Source organism: Bacillus sp. FSL K6-3176, from assembly GCF_038003325.1.
Lineage (GTDB): Bacteria > Bacillota > Bacilli > Bacillales > Bacillaceae > Bacillus > Bacillus altitudinis.
Window position 1 is genome coordinate 2,132,700 of record NZ_JBBOOX010000001.1, and the last position, 26,631, is coordinate 2,159,330.

A 26,631-nucleotide genomic window follows, 5' to 3' on the forward strand; every position below is an offset into this window, starting at 1 on the left:
TAAAGGGGCTTTTTTTATATTAACTATTTTGAAGTCGGCGTTTATTTTCAAACCACGGACGCATTTTGACAAAAATGAAACTAAAGACGATGGTGATGATGATTCCTTTAATAAAGTTAAAAGGTAAGATTCCTGCTGTAATGGTTGTTTTAAGCGCATGATCTGATAGTTCAGGTGCGTTTAAAAACCATGTGTACGCTGGAAGGAACAAGAAGTAATTTAAAATGCTCATCATGACGGTCATAAGCACTGTACCGATGACCATTGACCACGCCATTCCTCTTGCTGATTTGATTTTTTTAAACATAAAAGCGACTGGCAAAATGAATAATGTGCCTGCAATGAAATTGGCTACTTGCCCAACAGGAACACCGGACATACTGCCCTGAATGAGGTAATGTAGTACATTTTTTAAAGCCTCAACGGCAATCCCTGCACCTGGCCCATAAATCAAAATCGCAATAATCGCCGGAATATCGCTAAAATCAATTTTTAAATACGCTGGAAGTCCCGGAAAAGGGAAATCTAATAAAATTAATACAAACGAAATACTGCTAAGCATACTGGTAACAACTAAACGTTTTACTCTACTTTGATTCAATATTCTCTCTCCTTTTCGATCAAATCTTTCGAAAAGAGGATTGTTCAATTTTAGCCACAAAAAAACCGCTCTGAATACATACACAGGAGCGGGAAATTTAGGCTACACAAATAAACGTATAAACAGACATGTTTTCAACGTTTACGAACCTCCATCTTCTCCCATCCAGACTATACTGTCGGCTTCGGAATCACACCGAATCCTGCCAAAAAAGGCTCGCGGGCTTAGAGACTATGTCTCATCACCGCCGGTAGGGAATTACACCCTGCCCCGAAGATTGATCATTATTCAATTCGACATCATTATATATGATATATGAGCATTTGTACAGATAAAAATCCTGAGCAAATTCATCAGTTTTAAGAAATCGTAAAAAACCTAAAATTTATAATGACAAATGCGTAAAAATTGGTTATCTTTTGTTTAAAGGTGTCCATTCTTGATCAAGACACTAAAAAATGTTCGTGTTTTCTTTTTCGCTTTACTGCTTTAATTTGATTGACACAGTGAAAAGGAATATGGTAAATTATCAGATATTTATGACGTTTATTTTAGGAGGAAATCTTACGATGTTTCGAGTATTAGTCTCAGATAAGATGAGCAATGATGGTCTTTTACCACTATTAGAATCAGATTTTGTTGAAATTGTTCAAAAAAATGTAACAGAAGCAGAAGATGAATTACACACGTTTGATGCCTTACTTGTCAGAAGTGCCACAAAAGTAACAAAAGAACTTTATGAAAAAATGACTTCATTAAAAATTGTTGGCCGTGCCGGTGTGGGAGTCGACAACATTGACATTGATGAAGCAACAAAACACGGTGTGATTGTCATCAATGCACCAAATGGAAATACGATTTCAACGGCAGAGCATACGTTTGCGATGATCTCATCTCTCATGCGTCATATTCCTCAAGCGAATATTTCTGTTAAATCAAAAGAATGGAACAGAGGCGCATATGTCGGTGCTGAGCTTTACGGAAAATCTCTTGGGATTGTTGGCTTAGGCAGAATTGGAAGTGAAATCGCCCAGCGTGCAAGAGCATTTGGCATGACGGTCAACGTATTTGACCCTTTCCTCACAAAAGAACGTGCCGAAAAAATTGGTGTCAATGCAAAATCACTTGATGAAGTGCTTGAAGTATCAGATATTATTACGGTACATACACCTTTAACAAAAGAAACTAGAGGACTTCTCAATAAAGAAACAATCGCAAAAACGAAAAAAGGTGTTCGTCTAGTGAACTGTGCACGCGGCGGCATCATTGACGAACGAGACCTTCTTGAAGCACTTGAAAATGGTCATGTCGCAGGGGCTGCACTCGATGTATTTGAAGTAGAACCACCTACTGAGAATCCACTTGTGGATCATCCAAACGTCATTGCCACTCCGCATCTTGGTGCATCTACAAAAGAAGCACAATTAAATGTGGCGGCACAAGTCTCTGAAGAAGTTCTTCAATTTGCAAAAGGACTCCCGGTCATGTCATCTATTAATCTACCAGCGATGACAAAAGACGAGTTCAAAAAAATCCAGCCTTATCATCAATTTGCAGGAAAACTTGGACGTCTTGTTTCTCAATCGATGAGAGAACCTGTAAAAGAAGTCAGCATTTCATATGAAGGATCTATCGCAAAACTCGAAACATCATTTATTACAAAAAGTCTGCTTTCTGGCTTTTTGAAAGAGCGTGTCGATTCGACTGTAAATGAAGTCAATGCTGGTATGGTGGCAAAAGAACGCGGCATTAGCTTTAGCGAGAAAATTTCTTCAAGCGAATCTGGCTATGAGAACAGCATTTCCATTGAAGTCAAAGGTGACCTTTCCACCTTTACATTAAAAGCAACGTATATCCCGCATCTAGGTGAACGTGTCGTTTCTATTAATGGTTTCAATATTGACTTTTACCCAGATGGGCACCTTGTCTATATTCAGCATACTGACGCACCTGGTGTGATCGGTCAAGTTGGAAAGATTTTAGGCGACCACGATGTGAACATTGCGACAATGCAAGTAGGCCGTAAAGAAAAAGGCGGCGAAGCCATCATGATGCTTTCTTTTGACAAGCACCTTGAAGATGAAATTGTCCAAACGTTAACTAAAGTGAGCGATATTCTTTCTGTACGTCTGATTGACCTATAAAAAAATGGTAAACCTCATGCTTTTGCATGAGGTTTATTTTGTTGAAACGATTAAACGTTCACCTGTACGTATGAGATTCTTTGTCAGTGCATTGATTTTCTTCAATTGATCAACGGTCATTTGATGTGCTTTAGCAATGGACCAGAGCGTGTCCCCTCGTTGTATGACATATGTATGTTTCTCATATCCATCTACATGAAGGGCTGGCTCTTGGAAACGATCTCTTGCAATGATTGTGAGCGGATCTACTGCATCTTCTTTACTAACTGACCAATTCCCCCTGTGCACCTCAAAATGCAAATGAGTGCCCCTAGAAGCGCCTGTGTTGCCTATGATGCCGATCGGCTGCCCTGTTTGTACATGGTCACCATTCTTTACAAAACGCGCATTTAAATGCGCATAGACGGTTTCATATCCATTTGGATGCCGAATAAATACAACTTCTCCATAAGTAGCAGATACATAGGAACGAGTAACCACACCTTCGCTTGCAGCAAAAATGGATTCTCCTTCTGGTGCAGCAATGTCTAACCCCTTATGCGAACCACCTCTTGTCCCAAACAAATCAGTGACTTCACCTTTGATTGGTTCCACCCACTCGGTTGTTTTCTCTGCATGGGCAAACGGTGATAAGGTCAAGAACAAGAAACAGCTAGCACATATGTAGCAATACCTTTTCATCAGTGACTTCCCTTCTTTGAAGTTCTTTTCATGACAGCTTAGTATACCTCAAGGAAGCCCTTTTCTATACATGAAAAAAGAACGCAATAAGTTGCGTCCTTCAGCGTTCTTTGATAACAACTGGGTTTGGCAGTGCCGGTACCTCTAGCGGTTCTTTTAATTCATATGGGCCTACTTGATCTGTTCCTGCATTTTGTATCGTGACATCTGTAAAACCGAAATCTTTCGCTGTGAGCAGCAGTCCTTCAATAAGTAAAATATGATCGATTGAGTCCGTTAATTGTGCTGATGCTCCAAACGTGATGGTTGCATGTTTTCCTTTTGATGTCACCTTTTGAATAGGCTCTTCTTTAATGAGTGGATCGAGTCCTGCATCATTCGCCCGCTTCATCGCCTCTACCGCATCTTTATAAGAAGGATAATCATCTTTTGAGGGCACCAAAAATGTCCCGCTCTTATTTTCTAAAACGTAGTAAGCGTGCTTTGTTTGTTTATTAATTGAAATGGTACCTAGACGGCCATTCGTCCCTAATTGAAGGTGCGAGCCATTGACAGACTTGACCTGTACTTGTTTATATTGGCTCCATTTTAACGTTTCTTTTACCATGTCTTTAAAACGGTTGGCTTCTTTTAATGTATCAAGAGACAAATCATTTTTCAGCTGAAAAATCAGTGTATCCCCTTTTTCACTCACATCCACCATATCCATATAGGCTTGAAGAGGTTTTGTCATTTCAGGCAGCTCCAGTTTTTCATATGTATCAAGAAGCGCCTGCACATCGTCATGCTTATTTTCTTTTTGAATACTGATTGGGACAACTTGAGAAGTCGATTCATCTATGTATGAAATCGTCATATACTTTTCTTTGTCAGATGCATAAGCAACATATGAAGGATCATTTGTGTTTTTTACCGCCTCTAATGTAGCATTCACCTGTCCTTTTTCAGCACTCGAGTCCATTTTCACTTTCTTTATATCTTGAGCAGCCGGCTGAAATAAATGAGGAGAAATCAAAAACGCCATAAATAAGACCACAACGGTTGCGACCGCTGGACCGATCCATCTGGCACTTTTCTTTTTCTTCCCGCTTGCCATCAGCATTTGCTGGTAAATCTGCTTAGATGAACGGTTGTCCTCCACCTTTGGAAGCTGACTGAGTAATACTTTAATTCGTTCTTCGCTCCAATTGGACCTGTTCGTTTTCATTCACTAGCTCCTCCTTCAAAAGCTCCATATGTTTTCGGAGCACTTTCAGGCCTCGGTGCTGCGTTGTTTTGACTTTGCTTTCCGAGAACTTTAGCGCCTTGGCCGTCTCCATGATTGAGTAGCCTTGGATAAACCTTAAAATGATGACGGCTCGTTGATCAATGGTGCAATGATCAAGTGCGGCATAAATTTCTTTGATATTTTCATCCTGTACAGCCAATTCATCTGGGAGCAGGTCTGGATCTTTTACATCCTGTTTATCCCAATCAAACGTGCCGAGCACCCGTTGTCTGATGGTTTGCTGTTTGCGAAACCAGTCAATTGCCACATGCCTTGCAATTGAAAACAGCCATGTTTTCTCGCTGCTTCTTCCTTCAAAAGTTTTATATGAGTGAAGTACCCGAATGTAAACCTCCTGCACGAGATCCTCTGCCTGATTTTTATCTTTTACCATATAAAATAAAAATTGGTACAAATCTTGATGGTACGAATCATATATTTTTTGAAAGGTTTCATGCATAGGAAACCCCTCCGTTCACTTATTTTTGTCGAGTGACTCTCACAAAACGTTACATTACAACTTTATGACAAATATATTACAAGATCGACAATTTGGAAAGGGCTTTTTGTTTAACTTCTCCTTAAAAATATGAAAATAGAAAAAACACTTCGTTTTCTTTCGAAAAGAAGTGTTTCTCATGTAACAAGATTCTTCGTCAAGATTAGACGAGTTCCTGCTTTTTTTTCGGAATATAGAAAGTGAAGTGAGTACCTGTTCCAGCTTTACTATGTGCATGAATGGAGCCTTGATGCGCTTCTACGATGTTCTTCACAATCGCAAGGCCCAGCCCCGTACCGGAACGTCCTCTTGTTCTTGCTTTATCTGCTTTATAGAACCGTTCAAAAATAAATGGGAGATCCTCTTCAGGAATGCCGCTTCCCGAATCTTTCACATCCATCTTGAGCCCATTTTCCACCGATTGAACTGAGAAGTGAACTTCTCCGCCTTCAGGTGTATGACGAATGGCATTATCGATGAGATTTGTAAAAACCTGTTCTATTTTATCTGGATCAAATACAAAATACGGTTCTTCTACTTGAATTTCATACGTCAGGTTGATTTGTTTTTCTTTCGCAATTCCAAGGAATTTACGGTAGATTTTTTCAGTCAGCTCTTCTGTATCAGTTGATTCAAGATTCAGTGTAATATGACCAGCTTCCATACGCGCGAGATCGAGAAGATCATTCACAAGACGCCCCATTCGAAGTGATTCGTCATAGATAATTTGGGCAATCTCTTTCTTTTCCTCTTCTGATCCGGCAATGTCATCGACAATCGCTTCACTGTAGCCCTGCAGCATAGCAATAGGTGTGCGGAGTTCATGGCTGACATTTGCAATGAAGTCTTTTCTTAGCTTATCCAGTCTTCTCTCTTCTGTCATATCGCGAAGCACCGCAACCGCCCCTCTGACATCTTGCTGGTTATAAAGCGGAGACATAAGAAGAACCCAAGTACGCCCTTGCAGCGTGACTTCGATCATTTGCTCTTTTTCCGTACTGACGGCAGTATGAAACAATTCACGCGCTTCTGGCGGCAGTTCATCCCCATCTTTGATCTTCATATTTTGCTCGTAATACCAAGCCTGCAAGAATCTTTCTGCAGGAGGGTTTGTCATGAGGATCGTTCCATCAATATTGATCGTGATGACACCGTCTGCCATACTGCTGAGAATGTTGGACAAATGTTCTTTTTCTTGATTTAAAGCGGTTATATGAAATTTAAGCTGCTTGCCCATTTGATTAAAGGCGATCGCCAGTTCCCCAATTTCGTCTTGCGTTAAAATAGGAATCTTTGTATCAAATTTTCCTTTCGCCAAATCTTGTGCTCCCTCTCTCATCTTTCTGAGAGGATAGGTGACACGAGTGGATAAGAAGAAAGCGAAAATTGTTGTCAGCACAATCGCAATTCCGGCTGCGAGGAAGATATAACGCGTCGTATGTTTTGTTGTCTGCTCTACAGCAAGAAGGGATTGAGAAAGAAAAACCATCCCTTTCTTTCCGTTCGCCTCGTAAGGAACACCTACTACAATGCGTTCATCCTTCTGATTGCCTGTATCAGATTCAGCTCGTTTACTGATTTTTTTTCGTTGTGTCAGTGCTTTGTTCAAATCTTTGTCTGCTTCAATTTGTTCTTTTGTGATCGCAGGAAGCTTCCCGCCTTTTTCAGACGAATACCATTCTAGTCCATCCTCTTGAACAATCGCGATACTTGTCAATTTATCAGCTAGTTCTGATGTAATCGATCTTGCAAGTGATTGATCCTCATGGCTTTCTAAAATGACTGCTACTTTGTTGGCCATTTGTGTTAAATCAGACTTTGCTTCTTCCACATGGTAATTCTCAATGAACTCTAAAAGAAGCACAGTTAAAATCGATAAAACAATGAGCACGAGGAAAAGAATGGTTAACCATAGCTTTCCTACGACACTTTTCCACAGCTTCATTCAGCGCCGACCTCAAATTTGTACCCGACACCCCATACTGTCACGATTTTTTTCGCTGCTTCTGGTGACACTTTATTTAGTTTTTCGCGAAGCCTTTTGACGTGGGTATCCACTGTTCTCAGATCCCCAAAGAATTCATACTGCCACACTTCTTTGAGAAGCTTTTCCCTGTCATAGACCTTATCCGGCGTTTTTGCCAAGAAGTACAAAAGTTCGTATTCTTTTGGCGTGAGGCTGACTTCTTTTCCATCTGCTGTGACCCGGTGTGCATCATGATCAATAGATAGATGAGAAAACACGAGAACATCTTTTGTGGTTGTTCCAGTATTAAGGTATGACGTTTGAGACGATCTTCTTAACAGTGCTTTCACACGAAGAACCACTTCACGCGGGCTGAAAGGTTTGACGATATAATCATCCGTTCCTGCCTCAAAGCCTTGCACACGGTTAGCTTCCTCACCTTTTGCTGTCAGCATAATAATTGGTGTGGCTTTTTTATCTCGGATTTGATTACACACTTCAATCCCATCTGTCCCAGGCATCATTAAATCAAGCAAAATGAGGTCATAATCGGTTTGAAGTCCTTTTTGAATGGCTTCATCCCCATTTTCCGCTTCATCAATTTCATAATTTTCCCGTTCTAAATACATTTTTAAAAGGCGACGAATTCTTGCCTCATCATCGACGACTAATATTTTCGTTTGAGTTGTGTGTTCCATTAGACAATCCTCCTGCTTTCTCCGTTGTTACATACATTTTAACAAAAAGCCGAATTGAATCATAAAAGTTGGCCTTTTTCATGCGATTACGCGTAAGAATGAAGCCCCGCAATCACTAGGTTGACAAAGATGAGGTTAAACATAATGATCGCAAATCCGATTACAGCAAGCCAAGCGGACTTTTCACCATGCCAGCCCCTTGATAACCGAAGGTGGAGATAGGCGGCGTAAAATAAAAATGTAATTAAAGCCCACACTTCCTTCGGGTCCCATCCCCAGAATCTCGTCCATGCAATTTGCGCCCAAATCATCGCAAAAATAAGGCCGCCTAACGCAAATACAGGGAAACCAATGGAAACAGCCCTGTATCCAATTTCATCGACTAAATCGAGATTCACCTGTCTTACGAGCGGCTGAAGCAGCGCACTTAGTCGTTTGCGAATGATCAATCTTAGCAGTCCATAAATAATCAGCCCAACGCCAAATGACCACAGCACTGTATTCACCTTTCTACCTGAAAAAACAGGCGGCAGATCAACTACAGGCTCTAAACGATCTTTTGTGATAAGTTCTCCTTTATGAGGTCCTACTAAAGCAGGCAGCTCATAGACCATGACGCTCTCTTCTTTATTTTTATCTACCCAATTAAATTTCGCTTCATACCCTGTCATTCTAAAAATGGACGTGACAGCGATAAATGCAAGGGTGACCACAATCATAAACATGACCAGCTCTAAGCCAAAGGTTTTCTTCCCCGGTTTTGTTTGATCGACATGCTTCAAAAGAAAAATCACACCTGCCACAAAACTGATCGCCAAAATGGCTTGACCAAGCGCTGCTGTCGTGACGTGAATATATAGCCAATTACTTTGAAGTGAAGGAATCAGCGGTGAAATATCCGATGGAAACATGCTTGCATAAGCAATGATTAATAAAGCGATTGGAAGTGTGAATAAACCTAGCACAGACACTTGATAGACAAAATATAAAATAATAAATGCGAGCACCAGCATCATGCCAAAGGCTGTGGTGAATTCAAACAGATTACTGACTGGTGCGTGACCAGACGCGATCCACCTTGAAATAAAATAGCCAAATTGACTCAAAAAACCGATGATGGTGAGCGTTATGCCGATAAGTGCCGCCTTGTTTTTGCGCGGACCCTCTTCTTTCTTTTTTCCTTTAATGGCCCCTCCAAAAAAAGGAACTGCCGCTAAATACAATAGAAAAGCTGCAAATAACAGGTTTTCACTGACTGCCGCCATCTAATCCTTCCCCCTTGCTTTTGCTGATACTTGTTGTATCAGGCAGTTCTTTTTGATCCACTGGCTGTTTGATGCCACTGCCGTGCAGTAACACCTTGAGATCAGACTTTAAGCCGAACCAGTTTTTGTTTGTATGTCCTGCCACAAACACTTTTCCATCCTTTACCGACAGCCAGATTCTTCTATGCTGCCAGTACATCCCTTGTACGACACCAATCATAAAGATCATTCCACCAACAATAAGTACCCAGAGTGTTAAGTCTTTTCGAACCGTTAAACCTGTCACGTTTTTTGTTTCAACCCGGTCAAATTTCATTTTATAAAGATTGTTATCAGAACCCTCTACTGTCTCTTGAATCGCGACAAAACTTTTTTCACCTTTTGGTTTTTCAGGAGAGATCATTTCAAATACGAACGCAGGATTATTCGGATTCCTCGTTTTCGTACTAGGTGTGCCATCTTCGTCAAAATAAAAATCAGGCAAATAACTCATCACCTTGACTTTGTAACCGCTACCAAGATCATATTCTGACTTAGGCTCCAGCAGATTAATCTTCACTGTTCCGAAAGATTTCTCAGTATCTTTTCGAATCAGCTGAAAGACCATTTGATCGAGTTCATTTTGTTTAAAATCCACTTGATATAATGAGAAATTGTCAAACTTAAGCGGTTCATTCACTTTAATATCGTGTTCTGTTACCTGCTTCAGTTTTGGCTTTTCACCAAAAACAACTTCCCCTTCACGTTTATATAAAACGGCATCGGTTTTATAACTTTTGACGACTTGACCATCGCCAGCCTTTTCAATCGCATTTTCAAAGACTTCTTTTTCTTTTTCAGATTCATAGCGATCAATTGAAAACGCATTATTCTTTAAGAAGTATTGGCCTCCCGTCCCTGGGATTGGTGCCGTTTCGCCTTCTCTTACCCATAATGTTTCATCCACGTACATTCCCGGGACAAACCGAAGCATGGAGCCAATGAGAAATATAATTAATCCAATATGATTGACGTAAGGTCCCCAGCGGGAAAAGCGGCCTTTTTCAGCTAAAATATGTCCATCTTCTTCTCTTACGCGGTAACGCTTTTGTTTCATTTTACTAACGATGCCTTCATATGTATGTTGATCTAATGTTTGGTTTGTTTCGCTGAAAAGACGCTGCCTTCTCATAAAACCTTCTTTTTTGACAACCCCTTGATTTTTGAGTGCGCGATAAAGTGGAATCACTCGATCAAGGCTGCAAATCACAAGGGAAATTCCGATAGATGCGACAAGGGCTAAAAACCACCAAGAATTATAAAGATCATGGAATCCAAGGATGTAATATAACTTGCCAAACGACCCATATTGCTCCTCATAATAAGTGGAAGCTGATGCACCTGGCGGAATAAACCGCTCCTGCGGAAAAATAGTTCCTAGCGAAGAAGCTAACAGTGTGATGACAATGAGCCACACACCCACTTTTACGGAAGAAAAAAAGTTCCATACTTTATCAACAATCGTTTTGTTGTATGTTTGCGAGCGTCTTGCACTGCCGTCATATCTCATATCAAGCAGCTTTGATGAATTTTTCTCTTTTGCTGCAATGGGATTCCCGCATGATTCACATAGAACAGTACCGATTGGATTAATATGTCCACACTCGCACTTTACCTCTTTCATTCTATGACCCCTTTGGTTTAATCAAATTCATATATTCATAGACATTACGTTCTGTCATCGTCCCCTTTATGACTTTGATTACTTTGCCTTCAGGATTAATTAAAAATGTGGTTGGCAGCGGCGTAATATCATATGCCTCTGTCACTTGACGATCTTTGTCCATGGCAACAGGAAAATTCACGCCATAAGCATCCATAAAGTTCTTCACAGCAATATTGGATTCCCCCACATTTACGGCAACAATTTCGACACCGCGATCCTTGAACACTTCATACTGATTTGCCATATAAGGGAATTCCTGCTTACATGGACCGCACCATGTACCCCAAAAATTGAGAAAGACGCCTTTGCCTTTTAAGTCCTTTAGTTCAATCCGTTCCCCATCTACCGATTGAAGGACAAAGTTAGGCGCAATAGATCCTTCTTTGATTTGATCCTGTTTGGCAAATACTGAGTTATACATCGTATAACATAGTGCAGCAAGCATCACGAGGAGAATGCCCGTCCGTATGAAAAATCGTCTTTTCTTCATCTGAAGTACCCCTTCCCCATAGACATTCAGGTAAATTATAGCATTCTCCTTCTTTTGATGCTTCTTCATTTTTTGAAGTTTATGTGAAAATTAAAAAGCGCTTTTCCCATGATCCGCAATCGCTCTCAGACGTTTTACTTCATGCGGCGTCAATTCTCTGCGATCTCCTGGTCTCATGCCTTCAATATGAAGGAAAGCATATTGCTCTCTTTTGAGTTTTAAAACGTCGTGGCCGATTGCTTCAAACATGCGGCGAACCTGTCTGTTTCTGCCTTCATGAATGGTTAATTGCACAATACAAGTTTGCTTTCGTTTATCAATCGAGAGCATTTTGGCACGGGCAGGTGCTGTTTTTTTATGGTCTAACATGATTCCTTTTTCTAACTTTCTAAGCAATTCTTTTGAAGGGATGCCTTTTAGTTTCGCTGCATACGTTTTATCAATTTCATATTTCGGATGCATGAGCTTATGGGCAAATTCGCCATCATTTGTAATCAAAATTAAACCGCTCGTATCATAATCCAACCTGCCGATTGGATACAGACGCTGCGGAACATCATCAAAGAAGTCTGTCACGACTTTGCGTCCTTTATCATCCTCGGCAGCTGAAATGACGCCGCGCGGTTTATAAAGCATAAAGTAAACCGGTTCTTCTCTTTCAAGCTTTAAGCCATTGACTTCAATTTTATCTGAAGAGCCCACCTTTACTCCGAGCTCTGTCACTGTTTCACCATTAACGGTAACTCGTCCTTCTTTAATTAATTCTTCAGCCTTTCGTCTAGAAGCGACGCCGGCATGGGCAATTACTTTCTGTAAACGTTCCATTTGTCTTTCACCTCATGTACTATCTTACTTGCTTGGCTTGAAACAAACAAGCATTCGTGGAAAAATAAGCGTTTCATCTGTCTAATTTCAACAAAAAAGCTGTTTTCCATCCACGAAATAAAAAAAGCACCTGATTAGGCGCCGCTAAATAACAAACTGACGATAATAATCGATGCAATGATCCCAATCAGGTCTGCAAGCAGCCCCACTTTCAGTGCATCTCCCATTTTTTTAATACCAACTGCTCCAAAATAGACGGTTAAAATATAAAGGGTCGTATCCGTTGACCCTTGCATAACGGCGGCAAGCTTGCCGATAAAAGAATCTGGACCATAAGTCGCAATTAAGTCTGATGTCATACCAAGCGCCGCTGTTCCTGATATAGGACGAATAAGCGCAAGCGGCACCACTTCTGTAGGAACACCAATCGCTGTAAACACAGGTTTTAATAACTCCATGACAAAGTCAAGTGCCCCTGATGCACGGAAAATCGTAATGGCGACTAGCATACCGACTAAATATGGAATGATTGAAAAGGCAATTTGAATGCCTTCTTTCCCGCCTTCTACAAATGTTTCGTACGTCGGTACTTTTTTAATCGTCCCTGCAATCAATATTCCTGCGATGATCAGTGGAATCAAAGCAAGTGACAGCCAGTTAATAAATGCCACAAGATCACCCCCGCCTGCTTCTGCGATAGTGGAAATAGCGATCAATTATAATCGCACCGATACCTGAAATAAGTGTCGCCAAAATGGTTGGGCCTACAATATCTGTTGGCTGATCTGCGCCATAGGTCATACGAATGGCAATGACAGTCGTTGGCACAAGTGTGATAGAAGATGTATTGACTGCTAAAAAAGTGATCATAGACCGGCTCGCCTCATTTTTTCCGCCATTTAATGCTTTCATCTGCTCCATCGCCTTAATCCCAAGTGGAGTGGCAGCATTGCCAAGGCCAAAGAAATTTGCCATGAGATTGGACAGAATATACCCCATCGCTGGATGATTCGCAGGAATCTCAGGAAATAGTTTTGAGATAAAGGGCCGGCATAATTTACTAAAGAAATGTAACAACCCCGCTTCTTCTGCGATCTTCATCAATCCTAGCCAGAATACAAGAACACTAATCAGCCCTATTGAAATGGTGACCGCTTCTTTTGATCCTTTAAAGACCGCTTCATTCACTTCATGCATCGTTCCGTTAAACATTGCATAGACAAGACCGATGACCGTGAGGAATACCCAGATCAGATTGACCATGAAGATCCGCCTATCGATGTCTGAAAGACAGACTTAAACATTTCTTGAAAGCTTTTTTGAGGCATTCGGTTGCGTTTGTTTTCATAAAAAATGGGGACTTGCTCAATCACCTGACCATCCAGTAAGAACGTCATTTTCCCTACTATATCTGGGATCGCTTCTTTGTTTTTCTCCCATTTCTTTTCAGGCGTCAGCATTTCCGTTTCGATTTCCACTAGTTTTTTCTCATCTTCATTTAAAAAATAGTCCACATCCCGCTTAATAAACGCTTTTTTTTCGTAAAAAGTCCCTTTTAACGAAGCGAGCCTGCCTTTTTCAGCAAGCACATACGTTTTATAGTGATCAAATGCATACTCAAACATTGAGATGTGATCCTTCCAATCATCCGGTGCATTAATCGTCACAGCAATGAGCGCAGCATCTCCTTTTGCAGCTGTGGAGACAAGCGTGCGTTTTGCAAGTTTTGTATATCCTGTCTTCCCTCCAGTCGAATATTGATATAAACCAGTGAGCAGCTTGTTTTTGTTTTTCCAATAACCTTCGATTGTTTTTGCTTTATAAAAGGTGGTACCGGCAATTTTTTGATATTGCTGATGCTTCATGGCGTATTTCGTTAAGATTGCCATATCATAAGCTGATGAATAATGGTTTTTATGATCATCGAGTCCATGCGGATTTTGAAAATTCGTATTCTCCATGCCTAGTTCAGAGGCCTTTTGGTTCATCATAAAAATAAAGCCTTCTAAGCTGCCACCAACATGTTCTGCAATGGCAACAGCTGCATCATTTCCAGAGCGCAGCATGAGCCCGTATGTCAAGTCTTCTAAGCTCACCTTCTGTCCTTCCTTTAAATAAATCGAAGAACCTTCCGCTTGAATCGCACGTTTTGACACTTTGACCATGTCGTTCATTTTTCCTGATTCAATGGCTAATACAGCCGTCATAATTTTTGTGATACTGGCGATTCTTCTTTTTTCGTGCTCGTCCTTTCCAAATAGGACTCTGCCTGACTGTCCATCTATTAAAATGGCGCTTCTCGCACTCACCGATAATGAAATGTCTGCTTGAGCGTGTGAGGAAAAAGGCAGTAAGAGTGTCAATAGAAGAAGGACTGCTGTTCCAATTTTTAAATAGGGCATGTTCATTCACGTCCTTGTCCGTTTTGTACAAGTGTATGCGCGGCTGAAAAAGTTATGATGCCTCGTCCATAAAAAAAAGCAACTCTCATGTGAGAGTTGCCTTGTCTTCTTTATACCATTTTCATTTGCTGATGAGATGTTGTATATTCCAGCTCTTCTCTCATCGTTAAAAACTCTTTTTCTAATGAAGAAAACAAACATTTGACTTCAGCCGATACTTCATGATGGAAAACAATGCAGCTTTTTCCTGTGTAGGCTGAACGGCTATCTTCATACCATGTATCCTTTTTTGGTGTAAAAAATTCTTCAATACATTGATGATAAATACGATGAAGCGTCTGCTGTGCGGCTTGCTGCGGGAATGTCTGCTGCTGCCCGATTTTCCTGCAAACCGCCGCGGCATCCTCGCTATAAACTGCAAGCTTCCGCAATGTACTTAATATGTCACAATAATAGGCTTCCGCTTCCGGGTTTAATCGTTTCAAGCTTGATAAGGTAGCTTCGTTCAGAAAACCATTCACTTCAACTGCAACCTTTGATAAAAAAACGCCTGCTTGATCAACTTGAGCCTTTACATTCATATGTGCCATTTGTTTCGTGTTTACCTTCCCCTCATGGCTTTGTCACCATTTTATCTTTCAAACAAAGGTTTTAGACCTAAAATCTTTGTTATATTTTATCATACATTTTTCCTTATTTTGAACTATTTTATCTCTTCAAATGTTTGATTGAAGTTTTCAAAAAAGAGATCAGCCTCTTCTTGTACCCCATCTGCTTCCACATTCTCTGGAAGTGGCGGTAATTCATCTAAGGCTTTTAAACCAAATTGCTCTAAAAAGGTAGGTGTTGTCCCATAAAGGATCGCTCGTCCCGGTCCATCGGCACGTCCTACTTCACAGAGCAGTGCTTTGGCCACTAAACTATGCAGCACTCGTTCTGATTTAACGCCTCTGATCTCCTCGACTTCGCTGCGTGTAATCGGTTGTTTATACGAGACAATGGCGAGCACTTCTAGCGCTGCCTGTGACAAACCTTTCGATGGTGTCTCTACTAATTTTTTTAAATATACGCTGTATTCTTTTTTCGTCAGCAGCATATATGAATCTGCATATTCAATAAGCTCAATCCCTCGTTCTTGTTTTTGATATTCTTCCTTTACGGCAGACATAATATCAAGCAACGCTGCCTCATCAACTTCAAGAACAGACATGAGCTGTTTTCTTGTTAAGCCTTCGTCACCTGCTGCATATAGCAGCGCTTCTAAGATGGCTTTCCAATTCACGATATCAAGCGTCATGAATCGTTTCACTCCCTATGATATAAATATCTTCAAAGTTTCCTTCCTGCTCCAGCATGATTTGATGGCTTTTCATCAATTCGAGAACAGCAAGAAATGTCACGACAAGGTGTTCCTTTTGATCATGTTGAAACAAAGTCATGAAATTGGTCCGCTTTTTTGTTTTTCTTAAATGGTTCATAATCTCATTCATTTTGTCTTCAATCGGGATTTCTTGTCTTGTAATCTTTGATGGTGCTGGTTTTGTTATTTTTTTGCGGTTCAATACCTTTTGGAACGCACCTAACATATCATACACCGTGACGTGTAAGTTTGTGTCCTTCGCTTCTGCTTCTTTTGCAAATTCACTTAAATCACTTGGTGGTTTTGTGAAGGCGTTTTGCCGCTCTTCTTCACGTTCTTTCAGTTCTTGCGCTGCATTTTTATACTTGCGGTATTCAATTAATTTGCCAATCAGCTCATCACGAGGGTCCTCTTCTTCTTCCATCAGGTCTTCATCAAACAGCTCTTCCTCTTGTTTTGGGAGAAGCATTCTGCTTTTAATGCTCAGGAGGGTTGCAGCCATCACCAAATACTCACTTGCAACATCAAGTTCAAGCTCCCTCATCGTGTGGACATATAATAAATACTGCTCCGTAATTTTAGCGACGGGAATATCATAAATATCAATTTCCAAACGGTTAATTAAATGTAAAAGCAAGTCCAAAGGACCCTCAAACGAATCTATTTTCACCTGATATTCCAGCATTCTTTTCTCACCATTTCTACTGTCTTCTAAGTACCGTTTTCATCGGCTAACCTTTAGTATAAGACACCATAAAGCTCTCGTCCAATATAATTTCGACTATGAGGCAGCAGGCAAAAAAAGAAAAACAGTGGATTCGCCCATACCAATGAGGGCATTTATACATAGAATACCATTGTAATCAGAACTGATGAAAAAGGAGGCCGTAACATTATGGGAGATGGTTATTACTTCGGCGGAGGATTTGCGCTTATTGTTGTGCTGTTCATCTTGCTGATCATCGTTGGCGCGGCTTGGGTTTATTAAAGAAACAGAGCGTCCTTTCATAAAGGGGCGCTCTTTCTTCTTTTCTTTTCGGTATGTTAGACTGATAGTGGAAAAGGAGATGACCGCTGTGTATCCTAAAGCGTACGTGGCTTTTTTACATGAATTTCATACGACAAGAGATTATTTTGAGTGTCATGAAATTCTTGAAGAATTTTGGAAAGAAGATCCTCCTCATCAGCGCAAAAAGTACTGGGTGGGTCTCATTCAGCTTGCTGTTGCTTTGTATCATCAAAGACGAGGGAATGGAAAAGGAGCAAAACGGCTGATTTCAAACAGCCTTCATATATTAGATTCGGACCGGAACATACTAACAGAATTAGGTCTTGATGAAGAGGCATTTCTTTTACTGCTGAGAACACTGAAAAAGAAAATCGATGAAGACATGCCCTACGAAAGTGTGATGCTGCCAATCCGAGATGAAACGCTTCTTTCTTTATGCCAAGAGATGGCGGAAAAAGAAGGCTTAACCTTCGGACAGGAGAGCAACTTATCCCATACATTCTTAATTGAAAAACATAGACTGCGTGATCGGACGGACGTATTGCTTGAACGTGAAAAGCAGATGGAACGTAAAAAAAGCAGAGGCATATAACCTCTGCTTCAGCGTGTAGACAAACCCTCGCATTCGGTGTCAGTCCTGCGTGCCGGTGCTCACGAATATCGAATTCGCTCCGCTCCAGTACTCGTCCTTCCTAGACTGCAAAGGTTTTCTATCACGCTGAAAAGAAGACAAAGGGCTAAAATCAAGTTCATTTTAGCCCTTTGTCAACAATCTAAAGCAGAGGCATATAACCTCTGCTTTTACATGTGTGATATTTAGTTTGTTTCACTGTGACACTTATGAAAGAAGCCTTGCGTTAATTCATTTGGAATGAGTGTTTTCGTTTTGAATACTTCTTCCACGGCTAATACCATTTCCTTGCCGATGCCTTGGTCACGATGGGACGGATTGACACTAATATGTTCGATTTGTACTTGGTCGTCTGTTTTCAGCACACCAATCGCACCGACGATATCCTCACCATCTTTCCAAAGGAACAGCTGCCGATCTTCATCCATTTCATACGACTTTATCGTCTGCTGAAGCTGTTTGACGTCTTTCTCACCCGGCATAAAGGACAGGAGTCCCATGGCAATTTTTTCAAAAGACCTCTTGTAACGAATTAACATATATACCCCTCAATATTAAAATTATCCTATTTTCCAGCAAATGTCTTATGAATCACTTGCTCATCACACATTATAAACACTTTTAGGTTGTTTTTAAACTCTTTTTCATCAAATTAACGAAACGTTCGATTTAGGTTGGCCATTTCAATAGCAGCTGCAGCCGATTCACTGCCTTTATTTCCAGCCTTTGTACCGGCTCTTTCAATGGCTTGTTCAATAGATTCTGTTGTCAGTACACCAAAGATAATCGGCACCCCTGTTGAGATGGCACTTTGTGCGATTCCTTTAGCCGCTTCATTACAAACATAATCGTAATGTGATGTTGCCCCGCGAATCACGGTTCCAAGTGTAATGACTGCATCATATTTTTTTGTTTCTGCTAGTTTTTTTGCCATATACGGAATTTCAAAAGCCCCCGGCACCCACACGACATCAATATCGTCACCGTTTGCTCCGTGTCTAAGCAATGTATCTTCTGCTCCGTCTAGCAGTTTGCTTGTAATGAAATCATTAAATCTAGCGACGACGATTCCAAACTTTAATCCTTCTGCTACTACATTCCCTTGTATTGTATTCATATGTTCATCATCCTTTTTTGTGATTTTTATTTTGTTTTCATTGTCGTTGTTTGCTTGTTTATATATGCCTGCAATGCTTCAATCGTCAGCATCTTTAAATCGTGTTCTTTTTGAATTTTTTGTAGTTCGGGTACGCGGGCCATGGTGCCATCTGCATTCATAATTTCACATATGACACCCGCTGGCACTGAACCCGCAAGTTTAGCAAGATCAACAGCCGCTTCTGTATGACCTGGTCTTTCTACTACGCCTCCCTCTTTCGCAATAAGAGGGAAAACATGACCTGGGCGGGCAAAATCTTCTGGTTTTGACTCTTTATTTAACATGGCCAAAATGGTCGTTGAGCGCTCAAAAGCACTTATACCAGTTGTCGTTGACGTATGGTCGATGCTCACTGTAAATGCTGTATGATGTGCATCCGTATTTCGCTCGACCATGGGATGCAGATCCAAGTGTTTCGCAATCGAGGCATGAACTGGTGTGCAAATAAGACCTCTTCCATGTAAAGCCATGAAGTTAATGACTTCCGGCGTTGCATGCTCAGCAAGTGCCACAAAGTCTCCTTCATTTTCTCTGTCTTCATCATCTACTACGATAATGATTTCTCCTCGTTTCAGGGCATTTACTGCCTCATCAACTGAATGATACATACAATCGCCTCCTAGAATCCGTGCTCTTTTAAAAATGATGGGGTTAATCGTGACGGCTGCTTTTCGTTTTGCTCTTTTGTTAAAAAGCGATAAATGTATTTACCGATCATGTCACATTCAATATTTACTACATCCCCCATAGATTTAGTCGGGAAAATAGTTCCTTCAAGCGTATGTGGAATGATAGAAACTGTCACATGAGCATCTCGCAAATCGAAAATAGTCAAGCTGACGCCGTCTATTGCGATCGATCCCTTTTTTGTGAGCATATCTGTGAGGGTCTTGTCCATTTTCAAATCATAGTAAATGGCATTACTCTTCTTTTCTACACGGGTAATCACAGCCGTTCCATCGACATGGCCTGAAACAAAATGACCGCCGAATCGTCCATTTGATGACATCGCTCGCTCTAAATTCACTTGGCTACCTGGCGCAAGCTGATCAAGTGATGTCGCTTTGACCGTCTCAGGCATCACATCTGCCGCAAACTGTTCTTTTGTGAAGCTTGTGACAGTGAGACAAACGCCATTGATGGCGATACTATCGCCTAGGTGAACATCTTCTAGTACACGACTGCACTTGATGATGATTTCCATGGCATCTGCGGATCTTTTGCTCAATGACTGGACTGTACCCACTTCTTCAATAATCCCCGTAAACATGTGATCCTCCCTTTCTCTTTCTTTTGTATTTCTCACTTTATGAAAAAGCGATGTTTGGGACATGTGATCGATTGAACACCTTCGTCGCTTTTTATGGTCCATACAAGATGAGGGATCACCTAATAAACACTGCATGTGATGACTATATTGACATACAGAAAGCCCCGGAAAAATTCCGGGGCTGTGGTTTTTTTGCATTAGAAATAAAACTATGATCAACACATATTTTTTGTTCATACATAGCTCTCGTTATCCTTCTCCCATCCAGACTTTCACTGTCGGCTTCAGCTTCTCACTGAATCAACCGTTAATAAATTAACGGGTCACGGGCTGTAAAGCATTTGCTTTATTACCGTCGGTCGGGATTTTCACCCTGCCCCGAAGGATACAATCGATATTTAGCTGTCCTTAGGGGCTATTATAGCGATCCTTGTGGTCAAATGCAACAATCAAGATTTATTCACTTATTCATAAAAAAAGCCTCCCTATAGGAAAGGAGACTTGTTAATTGACGACTTTTACTACTTTTATAAGACCGTCTATTCTTTTTTCATTACTAAAGTATGCTTTAATACGATCGCCTTTTTTCAGATCGGCCACATCATCTTCAAATTTCTTCCCGTTAAAAATGATTTTCGTGCCATTTTTGGCTTGACCGTAATACTCATCACCATCAATTTTTGTAATGGTATATTCATAGATTGTGTAATCTTTATCATTATTCGTTAAACTTTCGCCAATGGCTGTTGGCACATCTTCAATTTTCATGCCATTCATGTATAAATAACCTGCGCCTAAACAAAGCAGTAAAACAAATAAGATTGCGATTTTCAATTTGATTTTCCCCATATTTAGAACCTCCATCATCTGCACTTCGCCTATTTGTATGTTCTATTCCTTCTTTTGATGAAATAAAACCAAAAAAGCTGATTTTCATTAATGGTTACTTATATAACGATTCAAATGGACTTTTGGTTCCACCTTTTCATCATTACATATGATACGAATATGCGTTCTTTATTAAGGGGGTCTTTTTTCCTCTTTATCTGTTAGCAGGATGAATAAGATAGACGAGCTTTTTGATTATATTCTTTTCTCTAGTGCGAATAGATCTTCCTCTAACAATTGAGATCTTTGAACAGCGATATTTCGGCTGTCACGAACCCCTTGATTATAATAGTAGCTTCCAAGATATTTTGTGATAAATTCTAATAGATTGATGGCTGCTAATTCACCAATCTCCTCTTCTCGTTCTTCGGCAAAGTAACGCTGAATGGCAATCATCATCTGGTTTTTTTCTTCTTTTGTTAATGGTTTCAAAGTATCTCCTGCTTTCTTTCAGCATGATCACACGCTTTTTAGATGTGCACTTCCACTTATTTTTAGAGCTACATATGGTGACACTCACGAATACGAATGTTTGTTCTCTTATCATATCACAAAAACGTGTCCATCACACCCTAAAAGAAAAAGCGTGTTTTAATCAATGGATCAAAATACGCTTTCTTTATATAGACTATTTATTTCAATATGGATAGTATCGTCGCTACAGAATGATCTACAAATGAACGCTCTGGGCGAGATTTCATGAGAACTGTAAGTCCAATAAAAGAAACAACCAGCGCCTGTGCTAAGGCTTTGGCATTCAGACTGCTTTCGAGCTCACCCGAGCGAATACCTTGTACAATTTTTTCTTCAAAAATGACCGAAAGATACATCTGATGCTCTCTTGTGAGGATTTCAAATTTCTCTTCGTGTGGGGCAAGCTCGACTATTGTATTGATGCAGAAGCACCCTTTACTCGGCCCATGTCCATATTCCTCTTCTACTAATTCAGCAAATAATGTATGAAATGCTTCCTTTACAGATAGATTGTTTTGAAGTTTGGTTCGAATGTAGGCAGCATGCTGAGTTGTATATTTGCGTAATGCTGCTTCAAACAATTCCTCTTTATCACCGAACGCTGAGTATAAGCTTGGCCGTTGTATTCCCATTTTTGCAGTTAAGTCGCTTAATGTAGTCGCTCTGTACCCCTTCTCCCAAAAAAGCAACAAGGCCTCATCTAACGCTTTTTCCTCATCAAATTCCCGTTGTCGAACCATTATCAACCCTCATTTCTATCATAAAAATCTCTTCACTAAATCAATCATCTATTTCTTATAACGTTTTTTACTCATCGGTATATTATCATTTTATTTTATTGACATATCATTGTCAAATTGACTAGATCTTCACTACATCATCTTGACTTTAAAACGTTTCTCTGGTTATCCTTAACAGGAATCATTTTATACCAATCAGTATATTATACTTTTCAGTACAAAAGGAGCTGCTGACATGCATGAAAAAAGAAAAAATGAATGCCGTTGAACATTCTGATTTGGAAACAACTCATTTACAAATAAATACCCGATCAACGATGACTCGTAATATGGCTCTACTGTTTTCGACAGCCTCAGGGATGGCAGTTGCAAACATATACTTTGCACAGCCATTATTAGACTCCCTCGCAGCCGAGTTTGGTATCAGCTATTCAGCCATTGGTATGGTCATTATGATTACTCAGCTTTGTTATGCGCTAGGACTGCTACTGATCGTACCACTTGGTGATCTGTTCAACCAACGGCGGCTCATTGTAGCTCAAATGCTAGTATCCGTGTTATCTCTCGTTCTAGTCGGTATCGCCCCTACCGCCACCGTCCTGTTCATAGGACTAGCTGCGGTGGGACTGCTTGCTGTAGTCACTCAGGTACTCGTAGCATTCGCAGCGACATGGGCCGCTCCTGAAGAACGTGGCCGCATAGTGGGCTTGGTTCAAAGTGGAATTGTGATTGGTATTCTTCTCGCACGAACGTTTGCTGGTGTACTAACCGATCTCGCCGGCTGGAGATCAGTCTATCTCGTTTCCGGCGTGATGATGCTGATCATTACTGGCGTGTTGTACCGGTATCTTCCGCGTGCTGACAGCAAGAGAGTCTCCATATCCTATGTGAACTTGCTCGCTTCAATGTTTATATTGTTCAGACAAGAACGGATTCTACGTATTCGTGGCGTACTGGGTTTTCTGATCTTTGTTGTGTTTGGCACGCTATGGACTTCACTTGTGCTGCCTCTCAGCACTACGCCATACAATCTGTCACATACGGCGATTGGTGCATTTGGCCTTGCTGGAGTTGCCGGAGCATTAGGTGCCGCTCGAGCTGGAAGCCTTGCTGATCGAGGCTTAGGACAGTTAACAACGTGCATCGCCCTTGTCCTATTACTCTTTTCATGGTGTTTTATTTTTTTCACTGAATATTCCCTTATTTTGTTAATCGTTGGTATCGTCATTCTTGACCTATCTGTGCAGGCCGTTCACGTGACCAATCAAAGTATGATTTTCATGGTCCGGCCTGAGGCGAGAAGCCGGCTGACTGCTGCTTATATGATTTTTTATTCCCTCGGCAGTGCGCTCGGTTCTATTGTATCAACTAACATATACGCAAACGCTGGCTGGAATGGGGTATGTCTATTTGGAGCCTCTATCAGCGCCTTAGCCCTTTTATATTGGATGATCACCTACCGCTTCACGGCACAGATCACAGGAACATCAGATTTAAAATAAAAAAACACCGCAATTAAGCGGTGTTTTGGATTAAGCATCGATCACTTCGACTTTTTCCATGCCTTGTCCTTGTTCCATATCAAGAACAGCCTCGATACCAGATGTTACTTTACCAAAAACAGTGTGAACACCGTTTAAGTGCGGCTGTGGGTCATGTACGATAAAGAATTGGCTGCCGCCAGTGTCTTTACCAGCGTGTGCCATTGATAATGAACCTCTCTCGTGCTGATGAGGGTTTCCTTCTGTTTCACATTTAATTGTGTAACCAGGTCCTCCAGTTCCATTACCGTTCGGATCGCCGCCTTGGCTTACGAACCCTGGGATCACGCGGTGGAATTTCAATCCGTCGTAGAAACCTTCATTCGCTAATTTTTCAAAGTTTGCTACTGTACCTGGAGCAGCCTCTGGGTAAAGTTCAAACTCAATTTTCTTTCCATTCGTTAATTGTATGTATCCTTTTTTCGCCATTTTTCACATTCTCCTTTCAGGTTAAACAACGCTCATTATAGCACATTTTCGGTGATGTTAAACATCCCCTGCTTACCTAATGTGATTTACCTCTTTTGCCATCATTGATAAAATAAAAGAGCTTGATCCTTTTCTCCTAAGGAAATGATCACAGACTGAGCAAATCACTTCATCATCTTGGAGGTTTCAAACATCTTTAAAAGAAAATTGAAACGTCAGACTGATTTGTTACGTCTATATGATGGAGTACGATTCAAATCATGTACTCAAAAGATGAGTTTCTCACCATCGAGAAACGCTTTCGACTTGAAGGAGGTCAACATGTTTAAAAAAACAATGCTTGGTATGATGGCAGCGCTCCTTTTACTGATTGGTGCGCCAAAAGTCAGCTTAGCGGATGCAGCTGTCGGCGATGTCATCGTCACACTCGGGCAAGACTTAACACCGGCTGATCGCCAGAAGGTGCTTGACGAGTTGAATCCACCTGAAAATGCGACAAAAATTGAAGTAACCAATAAAGAAGAGCACGAATATTTAGGAAAGTATATCCCTCGTTCTCAAATCGGGACTCGAGCATTATCATCTTCATCCATCACCATTGAAAAATCAGGTGCGGGTCTGACCGTGGATACACATAACATTAAGACCATTACAGATGAGATGTATTTAAATGCTTTAATGACCGCAGGCGTGAAAGATGCAAAGGTTGTCGTGACGGCGCCGTTTGAAGTATCTGGCACAGCAGCACTGACAGGTTTATTAAAAGCCTATGAAGTGTCAAGCGACAAAGCCATTCCCGAAGATGTGAAACAGGTGGCTAACGAAGAGCTTGTAACAACATCTAAATTGGGTGACTCTATTGGAAAAGACAATGCTTCTGCCCTGATTGCAAAAATCAAAGATGACATTGCCAAAAATGGAGTTCCTAAAACAACAAAAGAAGTGGAAGAAAAAGTAGATCAAGCCGCTTCTGATTTGAACTTAAATCTAACGCAAGACCAAAAAGATCAACTTGTCTCTCTCTTCGATAAAATGAAAAATATCAATATCGATTGGAAACAAGTCGGATCTCAAATTGATAAAGCAAAAGACAAGATTACAAAATTCATAGAATCAGATGAAGGGAAAAACCTTCTACAGAAGATTTGGGATTTCTTTGTCTCCATTTGGAATGCGATCGTCTCTGTATTTACTGGTGGAAAATAAATGTCATAGAAAAAGCTGCCTGATGATCAGGCAGCTTTTTTTAAGTCGATGATTTCACTTTTGATTGATAAGGTAAATCCAATTTGACAATGTCCTCATATGTCTCACGCTCAACGACAAGCTGCGCTTCCCCGTCTTCTACAAATACTACAGCCGGGCGCGGGATGCGGTTATAGTTGTTTGACATGCTGTAGCCATAAGCTCCTGTGCAAAAGACAGCTAACAAGTCTCCCTGTGATAACTCTGGTAGATCAATATCCCAAATGAGCATATCTCCACTCTCGCAGCATTTCCCTGCAATGGACACCGTTTGATTATGCGTTTGGTTCATTTTATTGGCGCTCGCAGCTTCATATTTTGCTTGATATAAAGCAGGTCGAATGTTATCACTCATTCCGCCGTCAATGGCTACATAATCGCGAATGCCAGGTACATGTTTGGATGAGCCGATCGTATAAAGAGTGGTTCCCGCATCTCCAACAAGGGAGCGGCCTGGCTCAATCCAGATTTCAGGCATCTCAAATTCATAGCGGGCTACATTTTCTTTCACCGCTTGAATAATTTTCTCCACATATTCAGTCGCAGGCAGTGGCTCATCCTCTTCTGTATAACGGATGCCAAAGCCGCCGCCTAAGTTCAGCACTGTGGAAATAAATCCAAATGATTCTCTCCATTCATCTAGCTTCAAGAAAATTTTATCTGCTGCAAGGACAAAACCAGCCGTATCAAAAATTTGTGAGCCGATATGACAATGAACACCTAAGAGCTCGATCACTTCTGATTTAAGCACTTGTTTGACTGCTTCGTCTGCTTGTCCATTATGAAGATCAAAACCGAATTTTGAATCTTCTTGACCTGTTGTAATATAGTCATGCGTATGCGCTTCAACACCCGGCGTGATGCGGAGGAGTACTTTCACCTGTTTTGACAGCTCTTGACCAAGCTGTTCAATGAGGTTGATTTCATAAAAATTATCAACTACAATACAGCCGATTCCATGCGCTAATGCCATCTTTAATTCTTCTCTGCTTTTGTTGTTACCATGGAAATGAATTTTTTCTACTGGAAACCCGGCACAAATAGCTGTGTGCAGCTCCCCGCCTGAAACGACATCAAGTGATAAGCCTTCTTCTTTTGCCAGCTGGAACATGGCAATAGAAGAAAACGCCTTACTCGCATATGCCACCTGAGCCTTTAGTTCTTCTTCAATAAATGCTTTCTGAAAGCTTTTTGCACGCTCCCGTATTAAAGCCACATCATATACATAAAGTGGTGTCCCATACGTTTCAGCTAAAGAAACGGCATCAACACCACCAATTTCTAAATGTCCGAGTTCATTTTGTCTGCAAGTGCCGTGTAAATACAATGTCATTCCCTCTTT

The 26,631-nt window shown here is 40.9% G+C and carries 30 protein-coding genes and 2 riboswitches; of the genes, 5 read left to right on the plus strand and 25 right to left on the minus strand.

Features of this window, described 5'->3' with window-relative positions; translation table 11 throughout:
* Nucleotides 1-19: 19 nt before the first annotated feature.
* The gene (locus MHB38_RS10990; RefSeq protein ID WP_019744031.1) at nt 20-601 is read right to left on the minus strand and encodes an ECF transporter S component; all 582 of its coding nucleotides are present in this window, start codon (nt 599-601) and stop codon (nt 20-22) included.
* A 149-nt stretch (nt 602-750) separates the two neighbouring features.
* A riboswitch (FMN riboswitch) is annotated at nt 751-883 on the minus strand.
* Nucleotides 884-1,170: 287 nt separating this feature from the next.
* Between MHB38_RS10990 and serA the strand changes: the two genes are divergently transcribed.
* On the plus strand, nt 1,171-2,745 hold the full coding sequence (serA, locus tag MHB38_RS10995; RefSeq protein WP_008344488.1) for a phosphoglycerate dehydrogenase: 1,575 nt from the start codon (nt 1,171-1,173) through the stop codon (nt 2,743-2,745).
* A gap of 33 nt (nt 2,746-2,778) precedes the next feature.
* Here serA and MHB38_RS11000 read toward each other — a convergent pair whose 3' ends face one another.
* From MHB38_RS11000 to MHB38_RS11070, 15 genes are all read right to left on the minus strand, one after another.
* On the minus strand, nt 2,779-3,426 hold the full coding sequence (locus tag MHB38_RS11000; RefSeq protein WP_008344486.1) for a M23 family metallopeptidase: 648 nt from the start codon (nt 3,424-3,426) through the stop codon (nt 2,779-2,781).
* Between the two features lie 100 nt (nt 3,427-3,526).
* On the minus strand, nt 3,527-4,633 hold the full coding sequence (locus MHB38_RS11005; protein WP_050827362.1) for a hypothetical protein: 1,107 nt from the start codon (nt 4,631-4,633) through the stop codon (nt 3,527-3,529).
* Nucleotides 4,593-5,153 (minus strand): RNA polymerase sigma factor SigX, encoded by a 561-nt coding sequence (sigX, locus tag MHB38_RS11010; RefSeq protein WP_007501006.1) that lies wholly within the window; start codon nt 5,151-5,153, stop codon nt 4,593-4,595. Before sigX ends, MHB38_RS11005 begins: the two co-directional genes overlap by 41 nt.
* A gap of 202 nt (nt 5,154-5,355) precedes the next feature.
* A complete protein-coding gene (locus MHB38_RS11015; protein WP_008344481.1) occupies nt 5,356-7,137 on the minus strand; it encodes an ATP-binding protein in 1,782 nt (593 codons plus the stop codon).
* Nucleotides 7,134-7,856 (minus strand): response regulator transcription factor, encoded by a 723-nt coding sequence (locus tag MHB38_RS11020; protein ID WP_003215596.1) that lies wholly within the window; start codon nt 7,854-7,856, stop codon nt 7,134-7,136. Before MHB38_RS11020 ends, MHB38_RS11015 begins: the two co-directional genes overlap by 4 nt.
* A gap of 86 nt (nt 7,857-7,942) precedes the next feature.
* On the minus strand, nt 7,943-9,121 hold the full coding sequence (ccsB, locus tag MHB38_RS11025; protein ID WP_017359778.1) for a c-type cytochrome biogenesis protein CcsB: 1,179 nt from the start codon (nt 9,119-9,121) through the stop codon (nt 7,943-7,945).
* A complete protein-coding gene (gene resB / locus MHB38_RS11030) occupies nt 9,105-10,784 on the minus strand; it encodes a cytochrome c biogenesis protein ResB (protein WP_100325358.1) in 1,680 nt (559 codons plus the stop codon). The genes ccsB and resB overlap by 17 nt, the downstream gene beginning before the upstream one ends.
* A gap of 1 nt (nt 10,785) precedes the next feature.
* Nucleotides 10,786-11,316 (minus strand): thiol-disulfide oxidoreductase ResA, encoded by a 531-nt coding sequence (gene resA, locus MHB38_RS11035; RefSeq protein WP_017359780.1) that lies wholly within the window; start codon nt 11,314-11,316, stop codon nt 10,786-10,788.
* 90 nt (nt 11,317-11,406) lie between these two features.
* Complete coding sequence (gene rluB / locus MHB38_RS11040; protein WP_007501012.1) at nt 11,407-12,141, minus strand: 23S rRNA pseudouridine(2605) synthase RluB; 735 nt, start codon at nt 12,139-12,141, stop codon at nt 11,407-11,409.
* A gap of 134 nt (nt 12,142-12,275) precedes the next feature.
* Entirely contained in the window at nt 12,276-12,812 is a 537-nt protein-coding gene (locus MHB38_RS11045; RefSeq protein WP_017359781.1) for a spore maturation protein, read from the minus strand.
* A gap of 4 nt (nt 12,813-12,816) precedes the next feature.
* On the minus strand, nt 12,817-13,404 hold the full coding sequence (locus MHB38_RS11050) for a nucleoside recognition domain-containing protein (RefSeq protein ID WP_341003406.1): 588 nt from the start codon (nt 13,402-13,404) through the stop codon (nt 12,817-12,819).
* Nucleotides 13,392-14,543: a D-alanyl-D-alanine carboxypeptidase family protein gene (locus tag MHB38_RS11055; protein WP_099496582.1), complete on the minus strand. Its 1,152-nt coding sequence runs from the start codon at nt 14,541-14,543 to the stop codon at nt 13,392-13,394. The genes MHB38_RS11050 and MHB38_RS11055 overlap by 13 nt, the downstream gene beginning before the upstream one ends.
* Before the next feature lie 110 nt (nt 14,544-14,653).
* Nucleotides 14,654-15,133 (minus strand): YpuI family protein, encoded by a 480-nt coding sequence (locus MHB38_RS11060; RefSeq protein WP_099496583.1) that lies wholly within the window; start codon nt 15,131-15,133, stop codon nt 14,654-14,656.
* Between the two features lie 113 nt (nt 15,134-15,246).
* Nucleotides 15,247-15,840 (minus strand): SMC-Scp complex subunit ScpB, encoded by a 594-nt coding sequence (gene scpB / locus MHB38_RS11065; protein WP_008344462.1) that lies wholly within the window; start codon nt 15,838-15,840, stop codon nt 15,247-15,249.
* A complete protein-coding gene (locus tag MHB38_RS11070) occupies nt 15,830-16,588 on the minus strand; it encodes a segregation/condensation protein A (RefSeq protein ID WP_007501021.1) in 759 nt (252 codons plus the stop codon). Before MHB38_RS11070 ends, scpB begins: the two co-directional genes overlap by 11 nt.
* Nucleotides 16,589-16,798: 210 nt before the next feature.
* Between MHB38_RS11070 and MHB38_RS11075 the strand changes: the two genes are divergently transcribed.
* Both MHB38_RS11075 and MHB38_RS11080 read left to right on the plus strand, forming a co-directional pair.
* A complete protein-coding gene (locus MHB38_RS11075; protein WP_008359694.1) occupies nt 16,799-16,891 on the plus strand; it encodes a YjcZ family sporulation protein in 93 nt (30 codons plus the stop codon).
* An 88-nt stretch (nt 16,892-16,979) separates the two neighbouring features.
* Nucleotides 16,980-17,504, plus strand: a complete 525-nt coding sequence (locus MHB38_RS11080; protein WP_019743088.1) for a DUF309 domain-containing protein — start codon at nt 16,980-16,982, stop codon at nt 17,502-17,504.
* 224 nt (nt 17,505-17,728) lie between these two features.
* Here the strand turns inward: MHB38_RS11080 and MHB38_RS11085 are convergent, their stop codons facing one another.
* The 7 genes from MHB38_RS11085 to MHB38_RS11115 form a co-directional block, all read right to left on the minus strand.
* Entirely contained in the window at nt 17,729-18,082 is a 354-nt protein-coding gene (locus MHB38_RS11085) for a GNAT family N-acetyltransferase (RefSeq protein WP_008344455.1), read from the minus strand.
* Between the two features lie 113 nt (nt 18,083-18,195).
* Nucleotides 18,196-18,660, minus strand: coding sequence for a 6,7-dimethyl-8-ribityllumazine synthase (gene ribH / locus MHB38_RS11090; protein WP_007501031.1), 465 nt, complete (start codon nt 18,658-18,660; stop codon nt 18,196-18,198).
* A 26-nt stretch (nt 18,661-18,686) separates the two neighbouring features.
* A complete protein-coding gene (gene ribB / locus MHB38_RS11095; protein ID WP_017359786.1) occupies nt 18,687-19,310 on the minus strand; it encodes a 3,4-dihydroxy-2-butanone-4-phosphate synthase in 624 nt (207 codons plus the stop codon).
* A gap of 11 nt (nt 19,311-19,321) precedes the next feature.
* Nucleotides 19,322-19,972 (minus strand): riboflavin synthase, encoded by a 651-nt coding sequence (gene ribE / locus MHB38_RS11100; RefSeq protein ID WP_026050106.1) that lies wholly within the window; start codon nt 19,970-19,972, stop codon nt 19,322-19,324.
* A gap of 248 nt (nt 19,973-20,220) precedes the next feature.
* Nucleotides 20,221-20,362, minus strand: a riboswitch (FMN riboswitch).
* A 114-nt stretch (nt 20,363-20,476) separates the two neighbouring features.
* Entirely contained in the window at nt 20,477-20,821 is a 345-nt protein-coding gene (locus MHB38_RS11105; protein WP_008344451.1) for a hypothetical protein, read from the minus strand.
* A 234-nt stretch (nt 20,822-21,055) separates the two neighbouring features.
* A complete protein-coding gene (locus MHB38_RS11110) occupies nt 21,056-21,292 on the minus strand; it encodes a DUF2164 domain-containing protein (protein WP_048003380.1) in 237 nt (78 codons plus the stop codon).
* Nucleotides 21,293-21,492: 200 nt separating this feature from the next.
* On the minus strand, nt 21,493-22,074 hold the full coding sequence (locus tag MHB38_RS11115) for a TetR/AcrR family transcriptional regulator (RefSeq protein WP_048003381.1): 582 nt from the start codon (nt 22,072-22,074) through the stop codon (nt 21,493-21,495).
* Nucleotides 22,075-22,313: 239 nt separating this feature from the next.
* Here MHB38_RS11115 and MHB38_RS11120 point away from each other — a divergent pair, with 239 nt between their 5' ends.
* The gene (locus tag MHB38_RS11120) at nt 22,314-23,576 is read left to right on the plus strand and encodes an MFS transporter (protein ID WP_048003382.1); all 1,263 of its coding nucleotides are present in this window, start codon (nt 22,314-22,316) and stop codon (nt 23,574-23,576) included.
* 30 nt (nt 23,577-23,606) lie between these two features.
* On the opposite strand, the gene MHB38_RS11125 is transcribed toward MHB38_RS11120, so the two are convergent.
* A complete protein-coding gene (locus MHB38_RS11125) occupies nt 23,607-24,044 on the minus strand; it encodes a peptidylprolyl isomerase (protein ID WP_007501040.1) in 438 nt (145 codons plus the stop codon).
* 321 nt (nt 24,045-24,365) lie between these two features.
* Here MHB38_RS11125 and MHB38_RS11130 point away from each other — a divergent pair, with 321 nt between their 5' ends.
* Nucleotides 24,366-25,250 carry a DUF1002 domain-containing protein gene (locus MHB38_RS11130; protein WP_060781162.1) on the plus strand — a complete coding sequence of 295 codons (885 nt, stop codon included), beginning with the start codon at nt 24,366-24,368 and terminating at the stop codon, nt 25,248-25,250.
* A 40-nt stretch (nt 25,251-25,290) separates the two neighbouring features.
* Here MHB38_RS11130 and lysA read toward each other — a convergent pair whose 3' ends face one another.
* Nucleotides 25,291-26,616 (minus strand): diaminopimelate decarboxylase, encoded by a 1,326-nt coding sequence (gene lysA / locus MHB38_RS11135; RefSeq protein WP_099496584.1) that lies wholly within the window; start codon nt 26,614-26,616, stop codon nt 25,291-25,293.
* Between the last annotated feature and the right edge of the window lie 15 nt (nt 26,617-26,631).

Bases quoted from the DNA above. Each gene is read 5' to 3' on its own strand.
- MHB38_RS11115 (WP_048003381.1), bottom strand. From the start codon at position 22,074: ATGGTTCGACAACGGGAATTTGATGAGGAAAAAGCGTTAGATGAGGCC.
- MHB38_RS11120 (WP_048003382.1), top strand. From the start codon at position 22,314: ATGAAAAAAGAAAAAATGAATGCCGTTGAACATTCTGATTTGGAAACA.
- ribB (WP_017359786.1), bottom strand. From the start codon at position 19,310: ATGTATCATTCAGTTGATGAGGCAGTAAATGCCCTGAAACGAGGAGAA.
- ccsB (WP_017359778.1), bottom strand. From the start codon at position 9,121: ATGGCGGCAGTCAGTGAAAACCTGTTATTTGCAGCTTTTCTATTGTAT.
- MHB38_RS11075 (WP_008359694.1), top strand. From the start codon at position 16,799: ATGGGAGATGGTTATTACTTCGGCGGAGGATTTGCGCTTATTGTTGTG.
- resA (WP_017359780.1), bottom strand. From the start codon at position 11,316: ATGAAGAAAAGACGATTTTTCATACGGACGGGCATTCTCCTCGTGATG.
- MHB38_RS11005 (WP_050827362.1), bottom strand. From the start codon at position 4,633: ATGAAAACGAACAGGTCCAATTGGAGCGAAGAACGAATTAAAGTATTA.
- MHB38_RS11125 (WP_007501040.1), bottom strand. From the start codon at position 24,044: ATGGCGAAAAAAGGATACATACAATTAACGAATGGAAAGAAAATTGAG.
- MHB38_RS11060 (WP_099496583.1), bottom strand. From the start codon at position 15,133: ATGGCACATATGAATGTAAAGGCTCAAGTTGATCAAGCAGGCGTTTTT.
- serA (WP_008344488.1), top strand. From the start codon at position 1,171: ATGTTTCGAGTATTAGTCTCAGATAAGATGAGCAATGATGGTCTTTTA.
- MHB38_RS11105 (WP_008344451.1), bottom strand. From the start codon at position 20,821: ATGGGGAAAATCAAATTGAAAATCGCAATCTTATTTGTTTTACTGCTT.
- MHB38_RS11085 (WP_008344455.1), bottom strand. From the start codon at position 18,082: ATGTTAATTCGTTACAAGAGGTCTTTTGAAAAAATTGCCATGGGACTC.
- MHB38_RS11070 (WP_007501021.1), bottom strand. From the start codon at position 16,588: ATGCTGGAATATCAGGTGAAAATAGATTCGTTTGAGGGTCCTTTGGAC.
- MHB38_RS11050 (WP_341003406.1), bottom strand. From the start codon at position 13,404: ATGGTCAATCTGATCTGGGTATTCCTCACGGTCATCGGTCTTGTCTAT.
- MHB38_RS11055 (WP_099496582.1), bottom strand. From the start codon at position 14,543: ATGCCCTATTTAAAAATTGGAACAGCAGTCCTTCTTCTATTGACACTC.
- MHB38_RS11130 (WP_060781162.1), top strand. From the start codon at position 24,366: ATGTTTAAAAAAACAATGCTTGGTATGATGGCAGCGCTCCTTTTACTG.
- ribE (WP_026050106.1), bottom strand. From the start codon at position 19,972: ATGTTTACGGGGATTATTGAAGAAGTGGGTACAGTCCAGTCATTGAGC.
- ribH (WP_007501031.1), bottom strand. From the start codon at position 18,660: ATGAATACAATACAAGGGAATGTAGTAGCAGAAGGATTAAAGTTTGGA.
- MHB38_RS11015 (WP_008344481.1), bottom strand. From the start codon at position 7,137: ATGAAGCTGTGGAAAAGTGTCGTAGGAAAGCTATGGTTAACCATTCTT.
- sigX (WP_007501006.1), bottom strand. From the start codon at position 5,153: ATGCATGAAACCTTTCAAAAAATATATGATTCGTACCATCAAGATTTG.
- resB (WP_100325358.1), bottom strand. From the start codon at position 10,784: ATGAAAGAGGTAAAGTGCGAGTGTGGACATATTAATCCAATCGGTACT.
- rluB (WP_007501012.1), bottom strand. From the start codon at position 12,141: ATGGAACGTTTACAGAAAGTAATTGCCCATGCCGGCGTCGCTTCTAGA.
- scpB (WP_008344462.1), bottom strand. From the start codon at position 15,840: ATGACGCTTGATATCGTGAATTGGAAAGCCATCTTAGAAGCGCTGCTA.
- MHB38_RS11000 (WP_008344486.1), bottom strand. From the start codon at position 3,426: ATGAAAAGGTATTGCTACATATGTGCTAGCTGTTTCTTGTTCTTGACC.
- MHB38_RS11020 (WP_003215596.1), bottom strand. From the start codon at position 7,856: ATGGAACACACAACTCAAACGAAAATATTAGTCGTCGATGATGAGGCA.